This window comes from Winogradskyella sp. Asnod2-B02-A, from assembly GCF_045063645.1.
Classification (GTDB): Bacteria; Bacteroidota; Bacteroidia; order Flavobacteriales; family Flavobacteriaceae; genus Winogradskyella.
Map to the genome: position 1 here is coordinate 359,599 of NZ_JBEFOG010000025.1, position 17,287 is coordinate 376,885.

Genomic DNA, 17,287 nt, shown 5'->3' on the forward strand with positions numbered 1-17,287 from the left:
TTAAAAAGCAAATTGTATTGGCAATGAAACATCTATTCTTGTGCCTTCAGTTTTGTCAATTATATTAACCGTTCCATTAGTGTTTTTCAATTTATTTATAATTTCAATTCTACTTTTGGTTATGGCCATTCCCATTGATTTATTATCTGGGTTGTTTTTATTTGTTGCTGAATTTTTTCGGCCAATGCCATTATCATCAACACTACAAATTAGCATGTTTTTTTCAGCTTTAAATGAAATTGTTATGAGTCCGATATCTTCCTTTTGAGACAATCCATGAACAATACTATTCTCAATAAAAGGTTGAAGTATCATTGGAGGTACAACTATGTTTTCGGCATCTAGATGAGAATCTACATCAATTGTATAATTGAATTTTTGATTGAAACGTTTGCGTTCAATATCCATATAAGTTCTTAGTAGTGCAATATCTTCAATCAATAGAATTTCTTTTTTTTCTGAATTTTCTAAAGTGAGTCGCATAAGTTTTGCGAATTTACTCAAGTAATCACTTGCAGATTGTGTGTCATTTTTTAGAATATAATCTCCAATAGAATTCAAAGAATTAAATATAAAATGTGGATTCATTTGTGAACGCAATGCTTTTAATTCGGTATCAGACACTTTAGCATTAAATTCTGCTTCTTTAGATTTAGAAACCGCATCTTGTTTTCTTCGGTATAATATAAACCCAATTATTGAAGCGAGTACTAAACCAGTTCCACCTGCAATAGAAGCATTTTTAATAGATTTTTGACGTTCAATTTCTACTTGTGCAATAGCACGATCTTTATCTGCTTCGTATTGAATTTCTTGACGTAAAATTTCTAATTTTCGGTCTGCATTAATCAAACTGTCTCTTAAAACAATGTGTTCCTTATAAGTGGTTAATGCATTTTTATAATCTCCTTTCTGAGAATAGACATTAGCTAATGTGCCCAAAGCACTACTTTTTGTTGATAAACTGTTTAGTCCTTCATTTAGTTTTAAACTATTTGTTGCATAATATTCGGCGTTTTCAACGTCATTATTTTTTAAATATATTTCGGCTGCATTGGTGTAAGCAGTAACGCGTAACCCTTCAATATTATGTGTTTCTATTACATCTAAACTTTCATTTATAGTGGTTAGACCATCTTCTAACAAACCAGCATTGGCTTCTATTAGTCCCAAATTAGTCTTTATGTTAGCTATATACAATGGACGATTACTTTGTTCAGCGCCTACAAGTGCTTTTTTATAATAATAAATAGAAGAATCTAGTTTTTTTTGTTCGCCAAATACATTTCCAATATAGAATTCTGTATTAAATTTACTCTTGTTTTCAGGATTAATTAGTAACGCTTTAAAGCTTTTTAAGGCTTTATCGTATTCTTGTTGTTCTAAATTTATAAGACCAATATTAGTAAGTACACCAACCACGTATTTTTGAAACTTTGGTTCTTTTTCAAAAATAGCATAACTCATTTGGTAATATTCTAAACCTTCTAATGGATCAGACAAAAAGTAATGCTTAATTATCCCTAAATTATTATAAGATATCCCTATGCCTTTTGGGTAATTAAGTTGTTTAGAAATATCAAGTGTTTTGTTGTTGTAATCTGTCCATGTGGTATCGGCAGGAGTTAAGAACATTTTTCTTGATACATACTTAATTCTTAAGTTCACATAATTGGTGTCTACTTCTTTATAATTATTAATAACATGTTCTAATGAATCTAACATCTTGTTTTGGGAAAAACAAAATAGCGACGTCATTAAAAAGATGATCATTAGGGATTTTTTCATTCTAAAATTTTATTAATAGCTGGTTTAAAAATAGTAATTAAATGTTAAAAATAGGCTAGATATGCAACGTTAATAAATTCAAAACCAACGATAATAGGTTGGTGGTCAGTTTAAACCATAAATAGTTATTCCTTTATATGTGATTAATCTAATACTAACCTCACATATGAAAACACAATTCCATATTCTAAAAATTATATCATTTTTTTTATTGATTATAAGTTGCTCTAGCAATGATTATGATTCGCAAAGCAGTGCAGTTTTAGGCACTATTCAGTTATCTGGTTCTGATACAGCCATATTAGGAAATACACTAACTGTAGTTAATATTGATGCAGATGCTTTTAGTACAACAGGCACCAATAGTTCTGTGGTTTTATTAGATGAAAATACAACTATTGAAAATGGTGAATTGAATTCAACGGACTTTTCTAATGGTTTTGTCATTGTCGTTGCACAATTTGATGCAGATGATAATGCTGCGGTAGAAAAAACAATCTCCATGACCATAGTTAAGAATGGTGAGTCCTTTAGTTATGTGTGTAGGACTCCTGCAATAAGTGCAGCAGATAATACCGATTGTGGTTCTGGATACAGCGTAGATAAAACTGAGAAATTAATTGTTTTTAATAATACAACAGTTATTAATGTAGACTCAGGTGCTATTTTAATAATGGATGGAATTATAGACTATAATTGATTTACCTGTAGTTAAACTATTAACTTTTTAAATTAAAATATTATGAAATCAATTAGCAAATTATGTAGTTATATGTGTTTAATAATATCAATGCTTTTTTTGTTGTCTACAAATTGTTGGTCTCAAGAAAATAGAATAAATCCACCAAGAAAAGTGTCTAAAATTACAAGTGTAGATAATTTTGTTAAGCATTCTTTTGAGTTGTATCACAAAGTTTTTGTTTACGATAGTTTAACAAAAGCAGGTATAGAAGTACCAGCAGAAATTGAAGACGAATTAATGGAACGTGCAGAGAAAGATGTTGATAGTCTTTGGGGAGAGGTGCCAGATATTGCTGATGATATTAGTGATGCACCTTTTATGAGGCAAGCTAAAGCTACTTTAAATTTAAACAAATCAAAAAAAGCATTAAAATTCTGTATGCTTTCTGTAAAAGCTTATTTCTTAGGAACTGAAGAAGATAAGGATGAAGATTAATTATTTTAAAGTTTTAAAAATGAAATTTATTGTAACCATTTTAATGTATGCGGTTGGGGCTTTAGCTATTAAAGCGCAAACTTATAAAAGTGATTTTAGAGCAGATATGTGCGATTGTTTAACTGAAGAAAATCTAAAACGCACACTCACTGAAAATGCGTATAAAGCCTGTTTAAGGGAAACACTTCCTAAATACGCGACTCAGATTGATGCTCAAGTTATGGAAGCAGATGTTAATAAAAAGTATTATTTGGGCCAAATAGCGCGTAAAGATTTGTTACTGTCAATGCAAACTGAATTGATTTACACTTGCGAAACATATTACAAGCATCTCAATTACCAAAGAACAAGTAAAAAACTAATAGCAAGAGAAAATGTGAAGGAAAGTGATTTAGAAAAGTACGATCAAATGGTAGCCTTAACACCTAATGCAATGTCTTATTTTATGCGAGCAGAAGTGCAGTTTAAGTTGGGTGATATAAAAGCAACCGAAGCGGATGTTAATAAAAGTTTAGAGCTAAATCCTAATAAAGAAAATGTTAAATCAACTAGGCACCAGTTGCTTTTATTAGCTTGGGTTTACGAGGAGCAGGAACGCTTTAAAGAAGCGGTTGCACTTTATGATAAGATTTATTTTGGCGAATTAGATACAGAAGTCGCAAAATTAAGAGCGCTTGCAGATAAAAAAGCAGGAGGTACAATGGCTAATATTCCAGCAGTTAAGGAAATTGAATCAAATAAGGAAACTAAAGCGGTAACAAGACGTAGTAAAACTGAAAACAATAAATCTTCTGAAGCAACTGTAACAAAATCTAATAAATCGAATAGAGGAAATACAACAAAACCTATAGAGAATAAAGCGAAAGATACATCTAAGCTTCGAAAATTATTTAAAATAGGAAACGAATAAAATTTCAATTAATCAAAATCAAATTTAAAACCTATGAAGAAATTACTAATATGTTTATTTGCTATTATTCTGGTAAGTTGTGATGTAGAAGAAGAAATAGCTAATATACTAGGAGATGGTACCGTAAAAGCAGACGTTAACGGTGAAACTAAAACATTTACTTTTGGGCAAAATTCTGTCGCAGCAGCTATTACAAGTAGTGATTCAGCTCCTGCTACTATTTACACTTTTGGTATGGCAGCTTCCACTGATGGCATTTCAGATAACTCAGAAACTACAGCTATTGGTGTTGTTTTAGTAATAGATGATCCAAATGCTATTGTTGCTGGAGCATCGTTTTCTTATCCTAATGATCTCTTAGGTGGCACATATACTTACGAAGATGAAAATGGTTCTACTACCATTGATGGAGATGATTCTACTAGCGCAAACCTTAGTATTACATCTGTAGATGTTGAAGCTGAAAGAATTTCTGGTACTTTTAGCTTCGTCACTGTAGATTCAAATACAGGTATTACCTATACAGTTTCAAACGGAAGCTTTACTAATATCCCGTTCTATATAAATTAAGCTTGCTTATCTATCATTTAAGAATAATTATGTTGACTTGTGTAGTAATGACCTAACTGTTAAATAGGTAATTCTATTTTAGCTAGTATTTTTGCCATTTATCGTTGTTTTTTGCCGTTAACTATTAATTTAAAGTTCTTTATTTGTCTTAAAATTAAAAGCTTAAGTCTTGTATGAAGTGTATTTACATTTTAATAAAAATTTAAAAAATTAATCAATCTATTTAATCAATATGAAAACCAATTTTCTTTTTACCCTCGTATTCAGTTTTATTTTTTTATCATCAGTACATGCCCAACGGATGGCTGAACCTGGTGTTCTGGGTGCCGGAATAGCGTCATCTTACCCTGCATATGGGTTAAGTGCCAAATATAATTTTACTGAAACCCATGCTGCACAATTGATTTTAGGTGGTGCTTCATATGGTTATGATTCTACTAGCTTTTCTTTTGGCGTTTCAGGTAGATACCTTTATAATTTTGATGTCCTTGGTGATTCTTTTTTCTTCAAGCCTTATGGGTATGCTCAATTAAGTTATTTTACTGTGAAGTATGATTATTATGGAGCTTCAGATTCCTTTAATACTGTTGGCTTTGGTTTAGGAGGAGGAGTAGAGTGTGAAATTCCAGATTTTGTCGAAGGCTTAACGTTTAGTGGAGAATTGGGTTATGTAGGTGGTGATTTTGGCAATGGTATAGATAGTTTTGCAGGTCTTTCTTATGGTGCTAGTGTGCACTATTATTTCGACTTTTAAGCTGAAGTTCTTTTTTTTAATTGAATTATCACAATTAATTTTTGATATAAAACCATCTCTTAAGAGGTTGTTTTTTTATTTAAAGGCATTACTTTTGAAGTATGCTACATTTTATAGACGTCATTCTGCCAATTCCGCTTCAAAAAGCATTTACCTATCATATTACTGAAGCAGAATCTCAATTTTTATCACCAGGAATGCGTGTAGCTGTACCTTTTGGAAAAAGTAAAATTTATACAGCCTTAGTTTATTCTATTCATCAAAATCCACCAACGGCTTACGAAGCAAAAACGATTCATCAGATTTTAGATGATTCACCAGTAATCACACCTTGTCAATTAAAACATTGGGAATGGATTTCTGATTATTACATGTGTAGTTTAGGAGAGGTAATGCGAGCAGCAATGCCTAATGCTTTTCTTTTAGAGAGTGAAACAATTATTTCTAAAAATGAAAAAGTATTGGTTGAGCAATCTGAATTAAAAGACGAAGAATATTTAATATACGAAGCACTACAACATCAATCCTCATTAAAGATAAATGATGTAGTTTCTATTTTAGATAAAAAACGTGTATTGCCTATTATCAATGATTTAGTAAAAAAAGGAGTCATACATCTTCAAGAAGAACTTTACGAAAAATACACACCTAAATTAGTGCGTTATGTAAAGTTGCATCACAACCATAAATCGCAAGAAAAATTACAAGAGTTATTAGAAGAATTAAGTAGAGCACCAAAGCAACGCGAAGTGGTGTTAACCTTATTTACAATGGAGGCATCATTAAAACAACCAATTAAAGTCTCAGAATTAACCGAGCGCAGTGGTGCATCAACGTCTATTGTTAAAACATTAATAGATAAACAGATTTTAGAAGAATACCACATCCAGGTAGATCGTGTTCAGTTTGATGGTGATGGAGATGCAGATGCTAAACGATTAAGTGAAGCTCAAGAAGATGCTTATAATGAGGTTGAAGCTATTTTTGAAGAAAAGTCTGTTGCATTATTGCATGGAGTAACCTCTTCCGGAAAAACTGAAATTTATGTGCAGCTCATTCAAAAGCAATTAGAAATAGGAAAGCAAGTTTTGTATTTATTACCAGAAATTGCTTTAACTACACAATTAGTAAATAGACTTCAAGATTATTTTGGTGACAAAGTAGCTGTTTTTCATTCTAGATATTCAGGAAACGAAAGGGTAGAGGTTTGGCAAAATATGTTGACTAATTCTGAAAAAGCTCAAGTGATTATTGGAGCACGTTCTTCATTACTATTACCATTTACCAATTTAGGATTAATTATTGTTGATGAAGAGCATGAGTCGTCTTACAAGCAATTTGATCCTGCACCACGTTATCATGCAAGAGATGCTGCCATTGTATTAGCAAATATATTTAAAGCAAAAACACTTTTAGGATCAGCAACCCCAAGTTTAGAAAGTTATTTTAATGCGAGCCAAGGGAAATATGGTTTGGTAGAATTAAATACACGTTATAATAACGTGTTAATGCCAGATATTGAGCTAGTAGATTTAGCGGATAAGTACAAGCGTAAACGCATGAAAGGTCATTTTAGTGATAGATTGATCCAAGAAATGACTGAAACGCTAGAAGAAGGGTTTCAAATTATATTATTTCAAAATAGAAGAGGATTTTCGCCTATTATAGAATGTACTACGTGCGGAACATCACCTCAATGTCCCAATTGCGATGTGAGTTTAACGTATCATCAATATAGAGATCAATTGCGATGTCATTATTGTGGTTATAATTCAGCCATGTTAAAAAGTTGTCAAGCTTGTGGTAGTGCAACTTTAGATACTAAAGGTTTTGGAACAGAGCAAATAGAGCAAGAAGTAAAAGTGTTATTTCCTGAAAAGAAAGTAGCACGTATGGATTTAGATACCACCAGAGGAAAATATGGTTTCGAGAAAATAATAAACAGCTTTGAGCAGCGTGAAGTTGACATTTTAGTAGGTACACAAATGCTAACTAAAGGTCTCGATTTTAGATATGTAAAATTAGTTGGGATTATGAATGCGGATAACTTGCTCAACTTTCCAGATTTTAGAGCACACGAACGTAGTTATCAATTAATGGCACAAGTGTCAGGTAGAGCAGGTCGAACAGATTTAAGAGGAAAAGTATTGATTCAAACTTATAATCCGCATCACAATATTTTGCAACAAGTGTCTACAAATGCTTACAAAGAAATGTTTGCTGAGCAGATGAACGAGCGCTACAATTTTAAATATCCACCAATTTTTAGATTGATTAAAATAACCTTTAAGCATAAAGATTATAATCGTGTAAATTTAGCAGCAGATTGGTACGCTAAATCTTTGAAGCAACTTTTTAAATCTAATGTTTTAGGTCCAGAATTTCCGCCAGTGTCTAGAATTCGAAATTTATACCACAAAAATATTTTAATTAAAATTCCGCATCAACAATCGTTAGTTAAGACTAAAGAGGCAATTAAAAGAATAGATAATAGTTTTAATGCTGTAAAAGATTTTAGACCAGTAAGAGTTGTAATTAATGTAGATAATTATTAGAAATAAAAAATCCTAAGCCATAGCTCAGGATTTTTTAAAATTATAATGTAATGCTTAAAATGTTAATGTAATGATCTACATGTTATTTAAAGCATCAACTAATTGAGTCTTTTTGTTTCGACTCAAAGGAATTTCGTAAGCACCAACTTCAACGTTTTTACTGTTAAATCGGTCAATTTTATCGAGATTCACAATATAAGATTTGTGGATTCTTAAAAATTTCCCTTCAGGTAATTCGCTTTCAAAAGCTTTCATTGTAGATAAAACAACAAGACTGTTCTCTTCCGTAACTACTTTTACGTAATCACCTAAAGCTTCAATCCATTTAATGTCCTTAATATAAACCTTACGTTTTTTAAGGTTGCTTTTTACAAAGATATGCTCGCCATCCGTTTCATTAAAGTCTAATTTTAATTTATGTTGCTCAATAGCTTTTTCTACGGCAACATTAAAACGTTCTTTAGTAATTGGTTTTTGAAGATAATCAGTGGCATCATAATTAAATGCTTTAAAAGCATATTCTGTTTTACCAGTAACAAAAATAATTTGGGGTTTGTTGTTGAGTACATCTAGCAACTCAAAACCGTTTAATACAGGCATCTCTATATCTAGGAAGATAAGATCTACTTTATGGGTATTAAGACCGTTTTTTGTTTCTAACGCACTACTGTACTCCGCAATAAGGTTAAGTGAGGAATGATTCTCAATTAACTTTACTATAGAGAGGCGCTGAATCGCAGAATCATCAACAACTACACAGTTTAAAGTCATAACATTATTAATTTTAGGTTAAGATATCGACAATAGTACGATAAATTCGGTTAAAAAACAAATAATACCGACAAACCGTAAAAATTAACACAATTCTGAGAGTATGAGAGTATTATATTTTTTACTTTCAAAAAACGTTGGCAAATATAGAATAAATGCTTATTTTTGCAGCCGTTTTAACAATAAACAAAATTATTTATTATGAATCATTATGAAACTGTTTTCATCTTAAATCCCGTTTTATCTGACGATCAGATAAAGGAGACAGTAAAGAAATACGAGGATATGCTCGTTTCTAAAGGTGCTAAGATGATTGCCAAAGAAGATTGGGGCTTGAAAAAGTTGGCTTACCCAATTCAAAACAAAAAAAGTGGTTTTTACCATTTATTTGAATTTACTGTTGCTGGTGAAGCAATAGAACCTTTAGAGGTAGAATTTAGACGTGATGAGCGTTTTATGCGTTACTTAACTGTGAAATTAGACAAACATGCTATTTCATGGGCTGAGAGAAGAAGAGAGAAACTGAAAGTTAAAGCAAAAGCAAAAGCATAATTATGTCATCAATAGAACAACAAGCAAAAGGAAAAAAAGACGGCGAAATTAGATATTTAACTCCGTTAAATATTGAGACGTCTAAAGTAAAAAAATACTGTCGTTTCAAAAAATCTGGAATCAAGTATGTAGATTATAAAGATGCAGATTGGTTATTAGGTTTTGTAAACGAACAAGGTAAGTTATTACCAAGACGTTTAACAGGAACTTCTTTAAAGTACCAAAGAAAAGTATCTGTAGCGGTAAAAAGAGCTAGACATTTAGCTTTAATGCCTTACGTAGCTGATTTATTAAAATAAAACAATCATAACAATGGAACTTATATTAAAACAAGACGTTGATAATTTAGGATTTAAAGACGATATTGTATCTGTTAAGAACGGTTATGGTAGAAACTTTTTAATTCCTCAAGGACAAGCTATAATGGCTACTTCTTCTGCTAAAAAAGTATTAGCAGAAACTTTAAAGCAAAGAGCTTACAAAGAGAAAACTATTATTGCAGATGCTGAAAAAATAGCTGAAGCAATAAAAGCTTTAGAAATTAAAATAACAGCAAAAGCTGGAACAGGTGCTACTGCTGGTGACAAATTATTTGGTTCTATTACCAATATGGATTTGGCAGCTGCATTTAAAAACGCTGGTCACGATGTTGATAAGAAATTCATTTCTATCAATGGTGGTAACATTAAGCGTTTAGGTCAGTACGAAGCTGTAATTAGATTACACAGAGCCGTAACAGTTGATTTAACTTTCGACGTTGTTGCAGACGCATAATCTTTTTATTACAATTTTTAAAAACCGTTTAGTTTTCTAAGCGGTTTTTTTATTACTTTTTTTGTCAGATTATCACACGTTTATACACTAAGTCAATTAGACTTAAACAGGTATTTTTATGAAACATTTTCTTTTCATCTTTTTAATAGTCTCTTTATTTAGCTGTAAACAAGCTAAAGAATCAGCTAAGACTTCAGAAATAGAGTCTTCTAAACTAATTGAATTATTTAGAGCATCACAATCAGACTATCCAAACATTAGTGTTCATCGTGGAGGTAAAGGCTTAGTTAATTATCCTGAAAACTGCCTAGAAACAATTAATTACCTCAACGATAGTATTTATGCCATATATGAAGTAGATGTAGCACAAACCAAAGACGGTGAGCTTGTATTATTACATGATAATACTATAGATAGAACTACCACTGGAAACGGAAAAGTAAGTGAACTAACCTACAATGAATTACAGCAATTTAATTTAGTAGATGATCACGGAAATGAAACCGCATTTAAGATTCCTTTGTTTTCTGAAGTATTAAATTGGTGTGTAAAGAATAAGGTGGTTTTAACAATTGATATTAAAAGATCTGTAGGCCAAGAAACGGTTATTAAAGCCATTAGAAAGGCAAAAGCAGAAAATACTAGTATTATTATCACTTACAATGTAGAACAAGCGATTTCAGCTTATAAATTAGCTCCAGATTTATTGTTATCCGTTTCTGCCAGAAATAATGAAGAATTTGATCGTTTGTTGGATGCTAATATTCCTACTAAAAATATGTTAGCCTTTACAGGAACACGTTTATCAGATGTTTCATTATATAAAAGATTACACGATAATGATATCGTTTGTATGCTAGGAACTTTAGGGAACTTAGATAAAAGTGCAGAAGCAAAAGGAGATAAATTATATATGCAATGGAAAAAAGGTGGAGTTGATATTATGGCAACTGATAGACCTTTTGAAGCTTTTAAAGCGATTAATTAATTTTAAAAACGAATAATTTTCGGAACATGAAATATTCAAGATTAACAAAAGAACAATTTGAAGAATTACACCAAGAATTCATCAATTTTTTAGCAACTCAGTCAATAACTGGTGATGAGTGGGAAGATATAAAAAAGAATAAGCCAGAAACAGCAGAGCAAGAACTCGATGTTTTTAGTGATTTGGTTTGGCTTGGCGTTTTGAGTAAAGTAGAATTTTTAGAACATATTTCTCCACAACAAATTCATTTGTTTCAATGCAATGAAAAAAGCATGCGTTTAATTGCTCTAAGAATTGAAAACAAAGGAGTAGACTTTACAACCAAACAAGGATTTAATTGGTTGCGAGATAACTTATTGTCTGATTCTGTTGAGTTTTTTAATGCGAAAAAAGAATACTCAGAAGATAAGTATTTAGATATTTTTAAAATGATTCAGTCTGGTGCTAATATTACAAAAGGAGAATTGTTTACCTATTTTGCTAATTTAGTTAAAGGAGCTTAAAAGCCATTGGTCTGTTGTTTACGTTCATTAGCTCTTTTGAGTTTAATGTCCTTTTTCTGCCTTTCTTTTGAATTAAATTTTCTGTGATATGGTAATGGTTTCTCGTAGGGTTTATCGACATCATCAAGAAGAATGTTGCGAAAAAAGTCATTCAATTTTATAAAGAAATCTTTCATAAATACCAATCGTATTCCTTACTCGTAGCGAAGGGATTCTATAGGATCTAACTTGGCTGCTTTAGTCGCAGGATATAAACCAGAAACTACCGCTACTATAAAAGCAATACTTGTGGCCCAAATCATCGCAACCCAAGGTGTAGAAAATTCAAGATCAAAACCATTAGCAACAGCCATACCTATTAAAATACCGAGTATAATTCCTAATATGCCACCAAACTGACCAATAATTACGGTTTCCATAAAAAACTGAAATGCTATAGTTTTACTTTTTGCACCAAGTGCTTTTCTAACTCCAATTTCTCTAGTACGTTCACTAACAGAAACAAGCATAATATTCATTAAGGCAATTGTAGAACCAAAAATGGTAATAATGCTAATGATCCATGCTGCAATATAAAGCGCATCGATGTTTTGTGTGGCTTGATTTAGTAAATCATCACTACGTACAATACCAAAATCATTATTTTCAATTGGGTTTAATCCTCTAATATTTCTAAAAGTTAAAATAGCATCTTCTTGTGCAGCATCGAGCATATCAGATTTATCTACTTTTACACTTAAGCTATAATCTATATTAGCATTTGTAAAAATAGAACGTGCTTTTTGTATGGGTAAAATCACTCTTAAATCTTGATTGTTACCAAACGTAGAGCCTTTCTCTTTTAACACACCAGTCACTTTAAATTTAGACCCTCTGATGCTTATTGTTTTTCCAACCGGATTTTCAACAGGAAATAAAGCCTTTTGTATATCACTTCCAATAACGCAAACGGCATTACTATTTTTAACATCAAAAACATTTAAAGATCTACCGTTTTCAATCTCTAGTCCTGCATTTTCAATATAAAACTCATTTGCACCAAGTACACCAACTTCCGGATCTGTTTTTTTATTGTCGTATTTTACCTCAGCCGTAGATGTCCCAAAAAACGATACTGCAACTTTAGTAAATGGAAAGTTGTAATTGTCTTCAAAATCCTTCACATTTCTATAGTCAATTACCGGATTTATTTTTTGACGTTCTCTACTACTTTGGCGTCTCGCAGTAAACTCGTAACGCTGAAAATTAAATGTGTTAGAACCCATGGAAGAAAAATTACTAGAAATAGTATTTTCTAATGCAGACACACCACTTAATATACCTACCAAAGCCATAATGCCAATAGCGATAATTAATACCGTTAAAATGGTACGCAGCAGTTGACTTTTAATAGAATCGAAGGCAATTCTAATATTCTCTCTAGCTAATGAAAACATAGTTTTTGTGGCGTTAGTTGGGTTCTTTATTCAATAAGACGACTAAAACACTATAAAGTTACTATAAAAACCAATTATCTTAGTAAGACCTTTAAAAATTATAATATTTTTGTGAGCAATTGAATCAACATCAAGTTATTTAAACGGTCTCATTGATCGCAGTTAGGTTCAATTTTAAATTAAGTTTCATTAAAATAGACTCCCACTTTAGTGAGAGATAAATATGGCACAAAAACCAAGCATACCAAAAGGCACAAGAGATTTTAACGCAGAGGAAGTAGCGAAGCGTTCTTATATCATGGAAACGATAAAAGCACAGTTTCAAATTTTTGGATTTCAACCTATTGAAACTCCAAGCTTTGAAAACTCAGATACCTTAATGGGAAAATACGGAGATGAAGGAGATCGCTTGATTTTTAAGATTTTGAATAGTGGTGAATATTTAAAGAAGATTTCAGATGAAGATTATAACCAGAAATCTGAAAGTTTAATCACATCAAAAATATCAGAAAAAGCTTTAAGATACGATCTCACAGTGCCTTTCGCGCGTTACGTCGTACAACACCAAAACGAGATAGAATTCCCATTTAAGCGCTACCAAATGCAACCGGTTTGGCGTGCAGACCGTCCACAAAAAGGGCGTTTTAGAGAGTTCTATCAATGTGATGCTGATGTGGTAGGTTCAAAGTCTTTGTTTCAAGAAGTAGAATTTGTACAGTTGTATGATGCGGTATTTTCAGCTTTGAAATTAGAAGGTGTTACTATTAAAATTAACAACCGTAAAATTTTATCTGGTATTGCAGAAGTGATTGGAGCACAAGATAAACTCATCGATTTTACTGTTGCTTTAGATAAGTTAGATAAAATAGGAGAGGAGAAGGTAAAAGAAGAAATGCGAGGTAAAGGCATTTCTGAAGATGGTATTACTAAGCTTCAACCTTTATTTACGTTAAAAGGCGATTTTGGTGATCAGATTGAAAGTTTAAAATCTATTTTAAGTACTTCTGAAATCGGATTAAAAGGTATTGAAGAACTAGAATTTATAAATACAGCCATTTCAAACTTAAAACTAAAAACAGCAACACTTCAATTAGATGTGACGTTAGCAAGAGGCTTAAATTATTATACAGGTGCCATTTTTGAAGTTTCAGCGCCTGAAGGTGTAAAAATGGGCTCCATTGGTGGAGGTGGTCGTTACGATGACCTTACCGGAATCTTTGGCCTTAAAGATATGAGTGGTGTAGGTATTAGCTTTGGTTTAGATCGTATCTATTTGGTATTAGAAGAATTGAATTTATTTCCATCTACTATTGCAGAATCTACAAAAGTACTTTTCATTAATTTCGGTGATGCAGAAGCCCTATATAGTTTAGGTGCAGTAACCAAATTAAGACAAGCTAGTGTAAAGGCAGAGCTATTTCCAGATGCTGCAGTTTCTGGGAAACAAATGAAAAAGCAAATGAATTATGCAAACCGTCGTAACATTCCGTTTGTGGTTATAATGGGTGAGGAAGAATTAAAATCTGAAGTGTTCACATTAAAAAATATGGCTTCTGGTGAGCAGCAGAAATTAGATTATAATGCGCTTTTAGAGGTGTTAAAATAAAGAAAGCCTCAGCTTTTATTAAAGCTGAGACTTTCTAATCACTAACAAATAACAATCCATTATTTTATTAAAACTTTTTTGGTTACTAGCGAGCCTGTTTGGGTTTGCAGCTTAATAATGTAAGTACCAACACTTAAATTATTTATATTGTATTCCGAATAATTACGTTGCGCTATAGTATTATTGTTATAAACGGATTGCCCTAACATATTATAAAGCGTCATAGATTTTATTTCTAATTGACTAGGGTTAACAATCACAACTTTTTTAATGTCGTTAGAGTAAATTACATCAATTTGGTTGACTACTTGGTCGTCTATACTTAGAAGTTGATCTGGTGTAGCAAATGTAATTTCAAAACGGTTAAGGTATTCGCCTGCGTTTAAGAAAATTTCATAATCAGAGGCTCTTAAGTCGTGATAAATATCTAGTGCAATGTCATGCAGATATATATTTATGGCATCAGGTACATTTTCTAAATCGTCTAGCATTATGGTGTTTAAACCATCCATGTTCGTCTTAATTCCTAACGGATATATAGTAGAAATTTCAGCTTCGTTACTACCTTGAATAATGTATGCATTATCATTAATAACCCAATACATATCATCTATTTGCGTTTCGTTTAATTTACCATCGTAAGCCCAGTCTTCATTTGGTGTGGCATTATCGTCAATGGTTAATAGTAATTGTCTACGTATAGTATTGATAGAGTTAAAGCCAATTCTAAATTTCATTCTTAGATCTTCCTCTTCTGCAGCTTCATTATTTTGGGAAGCTGTAGTATTTGCACTTCTCATAAATACAGAAGAGGTGCTTTCTTTTTTAAAGACACGTTGTGCGTTGTTAAAGTTGATAGTTCCTGAGTTTTCACCAGTGACAAAGAAGCCTTGTCCAACCGGAATGTAGCGTCCTGGTTTTTTTGTTGGAATACCTCCAGTAGCTAATTCTGGGTAATTATCACCTTTATAGGCAGCAGCAACTGCACCTGAAAAGTTGTATGTTGCATAACCACCTTGGTAATCTTGCAGGTAATGTGAGCCTCCTCCCCAATGTTCCCAGAAATAAAGTGTACCACTAATTAATGGTGTTGAATCTGTAACTGGTGAGTTGTCATAGTCTAGTTCAGGACCATTATCTAAAATAAATAGATTGGCATCTATAGCTGAAGGATAAGGATTACCAACTAAATAATCGTTATTTGCAGCTAAAGTTAGATTAATATCGCCATTATTAGGTTTTCCTGAAAACACATAGTTTTGAGGTGTTGATACCGAACCTGTACCTGGTCCTTTCATTGTATATCCTTCGCCAGGAAATATGGTGCCTGTACGTCTAACGTGCTGCCATGCTGAATAAGTTCCGGTTGGTAGGTTGGCATATTTCCATATCCAATAATCCGCTATTTTTATAGGGTTAGTTGCTGCACCATCATAACCTGATGATGAAAAGTTAATGCTCGATGGATTGTTTGAATCAGAGCCGTCGTTCATAATATCCGAAACCCTAAAATTGTTTGAAGCTGAGTTTTGAATTTTTACAGGTGACGACCAATAATTATAAGTATACATGTCTGCAGTACCTTGTTGATCGCGTTCAATTTTACCTTTGCTGGTTGGTTCTAATATACTTTCATCTCCTTGAACTAATTGAGATTCTCCTTCTAAATCAATAGAACCATCTAGTTTTAAATACCAAGAAACATTAAGTTCTGAATCGTTGGTGATATTGTATTCAATCGGATTAGAACTAGCATCATTTTCGTTAACAATTAAGCCTAAGTGCACTTGGCTGTCGTTGTAGTTTACTCCATCGTGTGCTATCTTAACAATAGACCAATCATATGTTATGGCATCAGCACCATTAATTCCAGCAGAAGCATTGGTTAAAGAAGATACGAGATTACCACTAGATTGAGTTACAAATGGCATTGGTGCCGTTTGAGCTTGAATTTGAGAGGAAGAGATATTGTGTAGCGAAGCACCTGTGCCAACATCAATACCAGGAGTAGTTAAATTATCTGTAATGTTATCTCTAAAGCTATCAAAACGATAATATTTTATAAGGTTAGACCAAGAAAGGCTACTGATATCTCTGGATATTTCCGTACCACGAACCTTCCCATTATCTTCAATCTCTTGGTAAACTAGTTTTTGAATTTCATCATCTGAAAGTGCCTTATTAAAGAGTCTAATTTCATCTGCGTTGCCATTATAGAACCATTTATCAGATCCGTTATGCCTTCTACCAATGTAAAAAGGTGTCGTATCTGTATTAAGTGGTCCATTAAGATATTTAGTACTTACTTCTTTTCCATTGATATAAAGTTTTAATCTATTTTCAGTATCACTGTATGTTGCACCAACATGAATCCATTGATTGTTTGGTAGTGGTGTAGAATATGTTAATGTGGTGCTGTTAGCTTTAACGACTAAACGATTAAATACTAGAAATAAAGAAAAATTATCCTGACCACAAATAGTTTGAATCATAGATCCCGAAGAGTCAGTTTTTATCCATCCCATGAGTGTAATTTCAGACCATTCGCTTATTAAAGTGGAGTCTTCTACATAATCATCAACTCCATCAAAGTAGAGTTGGTGTTTGCCATCAATAGCTATTGGTGCTCTATATAATAAGTTTTCTGTATCAGAAGTGTCACTTTGGTTCATAGTGGTACTTTCTGCAGTGGTCGCTCTAATGGGAGAAGCGTTCGATAAATAATTGTTGGTACTTTCTTGTGTCCAATTTTCCCAGTCAGAATTTAAATTATCTGTGGTTAAGACACTCTGTGTGAATACGTTATAGCTGCACAATAAAAGTGTACATAATGTAAAACGTTTCAGTATAGAAATAACACTGATCATAGTTGGTTAAATTTTAGTTTGGGACTAAATTATTCG

16 protein-coding genes are annotated in these 17,287 nt (G+C 32.3%); 12 read left to right on the plus strand and 4 right to left on the minus strand.

Annotated features, from left to right (window positions below):
• Nucleotides 1–1,725, minus strand: coding sequence for a histidine kinase (locus ACJJVO_RS02615; protein WP_405570092.1), 1,725 nt, complete (start codon nucleotides 1,723–1,725; stop codon nucleotides 1–3).
• Between the two features lie 229 nt (nucleotides 1,726–1,954).
• Between ACJJVO_RS02615 and ACJJVO_RS02620 the strand changes: the two genes are divergently transcribed.
• The 6 genes from ACJJVO_RS02620 (at nucleotide 1,955) to priA (ending at nucleotide 7,754) form a co-directional block, all read left to right on the plus strand.
• Nucleotides 1,955–2,488, plus strand: a complete 534-nt coding sequence (locus tag ACJJVO_RS02620) for a hypothetical protein (RefSeq protein WP_405570094.1) — start codon at nucleotides 1,955–1,957, stop codon at nucleotides 2,486–2,488.
• A gap of 42 nt (nucleotides 2,489–2,530) precedes the next feature.
• On the plus strand, nucleotides 2,531–2,965 hold the full coding sequence (locus tag ACJJVO_RS02625) for a hypothetical protein (protein ID WP_405570096.1): 435 nt from the start codon (nucleotides 2,531–2,533) through the stop codon (nucleotides 2,963–2,965).
• 19 nt (nucleotides 2,966–2,984) lie between these two features.
• The gene (locus ACJJVO_RS02630) at nucleotides 2,985–3,875 is read left to right on the plus strand and encodes a tetratricopeptide repeat protein (RefSeq protein WP_405570099.1); all 891 of its coding nucleotides are present in this window, start codon (nucleotides 2,985–2,987) and stop codon (nucleotides 3,873–3,875) included.
• Nucleotides 3,876–3,908: 33 nt separating this feature from the next.
• A complete protein-coding gene (locus tag ACJJVO_RS02635) occupies nucleotides 3,909–4,445 on the plus strand; it encodes a DUF6252 family protein (RefSeq protein WP_405570101.1) in 537 nt (178 codons plus the stop codon).
• A 232-nt stretch (nucleotides 4,446–4,677) separates the two neighbouring features.
• Complete coding sequence (locus tag ACJJVO_RS02640) at nucleotides 4,678–5,199, plus strand: outer membrane beta-barrel protein (RefSeq protein ID WP_405570103.1); 522 nt, start codon at nucleotides 4,678–4,680, stop codon at nucleotides 5,197–5,199.
• A gap of 101 nt (nucleotides 5,200–5,300) precedes the next feature.
• Nucleotides 5,301–7,754, plus strand: coding sequence for a primosomal protein N' (gene priA, locus ACJJVO_RS02645; RefSeq protein WP_405570105.1), 2,454 nt, complete (start codon nucleotides 5,301–5,303; stop codon nucleotides 7,752–7,754).
• 75 nt (nucleotides 7,755–7,829) lie between these two features.
• Here priA and ACJJVO_RS02650 read toward each other — a convergent pair whose 3' ends face one another.
• The gene (locus ACJJVO_RS02650; RefSeq protein WP_020894444.1) at nucleotides 7,830–8,525 is read right to left on the minus strand and encodes a LytTR family DNA-binding domain-containing protein; all 696 of its coding nucleotides are present in this window, start codon (nucleotides 8,523–8,525) and stop codon (nucleotides 7,830–7,832) included.
• 201 nt (nucleotides 8,526–8,726) lie between these two features.
• Between ACJJVO_RS02650 and rpsF the strand changes: the two genes are divergently transcribed.
• The 5 genes from rpsF to ACJJVO_RS02675 all read left to right on the plus strand — a co-directional run bounded on the left by rpsF (nucleotide 8,727) and on the right by ACJJVO_RS02675 (nucleotide 11,342).
• Nucleotides 8,727–9,077, plus strand: coding sequence for a 30S ribosomal protein S6 (gene rpsF, locus ACJJVO_RS02655; protein WP_115818131.1), 351 nt, complete (start codon nucleotides 8,727–8,729; stop codon nucleotides 9,075–9,077).
• Nucleotides 9,077–9,376: a 30S ribosomal protein S18 gene (rpsR, locus tag ACJJVO_RS02660; RefSeq protein ID WP_173588564.1), complete on the plus strand. Its 300-nt coding sequence runs from the start codon at nucleotides 9,077–9,079 to the stop codon at nucleotides 9,374–9,376. Before rpsF ends, rpsR begins: the two co-directional genes overlap by 1 nt.
• A 13-nt stretch (nucleotides 9,377–9,389) precedes the next feature.
• On the plus strand, nucleotides 9,390–9,851 hold the full coding sequence (rplI, locus tag ACJJVO_RS02665) for a 50S ribosomal protein L9 (protein WP_405570107.1): 462 nt from the start codon (nucleotides 9,390–9,392) through the stop codon (nucleotides 9,849–9,851).
• A gap of 118 nt (nucleotides 9,852–9,969) precedes the next feature.
• The gene (locus ACJJVO_RS02670) at nucleotides 9,970–10,839 is read left to right on the plus strand and encodes a glycerophosphodiester phosphodiesterase family protein (RefSeq protein ID WP_405570109.1); all 870 of its coding nucleotides are present in this window, start codon (nucleotides 9,970–9,972) and stop codon (nucleotides 10,837–10,839) included.
• 26 nt (nucleotides 10,840–10,865) lie between these two features.
• Nucleotides 10,866–11,342: a DUF6495 family protein gene (locus ACJJVO_RS02675; RefSeq protein ID WP_405570110.1), complete on the plus strand. Its 477-nt coding sequence runs from the start codon at nucleotides 10,866–10,868 to the stop codon at nucleotides 11,340–11,342.
• Nucleotides 11,343–11,536: 194 nt separating this feature from the next.
• Here the strand turns inward: ACJJVO_RS02675 and ACJJVO_RS02680 are convergent, their stop codons facing one another.
• Nucleotides 11,537–12,778: an ABC transporter permease gene (locus tag ACJJVO_RS02680; protein WP_405570112.1), complete on the minus strand. Its 1,242-nt coding sequence runs from the start codon at nucleotides 12,776–12,778 to the stop codon at nucleotides 11,537–11,539.
• Nucleotides 12,779–13,001: 223 nt separating this feature from the next.
• On the opposite strand from ACJJVO_RS02680, the gene hisS reads away from it, so the two are divergent.
• A complete protein-coding gene (gene hisS / locus ACJJVO_RS02685; protein ID WP_405570114.1) occupies nucleotides 13,002–14,384 on the plus strand; it encodes a histidine--tRNA ligase in 1,383 nt (460 codons plus the stop codon).
• A 59-nt stretch (nucleotides 14,385–14,443) separates the two neighbouring features.
• On the opposite strand, the gene ACJJVO_RS02690 is transcribed toward hisS, so the two are convergent.
• Entirely contained in the window at nucleotides 14,444–17,251 is a 2,808-nt protein-coding gene (locus ACJJVO_RS02690) for a LamG-like jellyroll fold domain-containing protein (RefSeq protein WP_405570116.1), read from the minus strand.
• Nucleotides 17,252–17,287 lie beyond the last annotated feature (36 nt).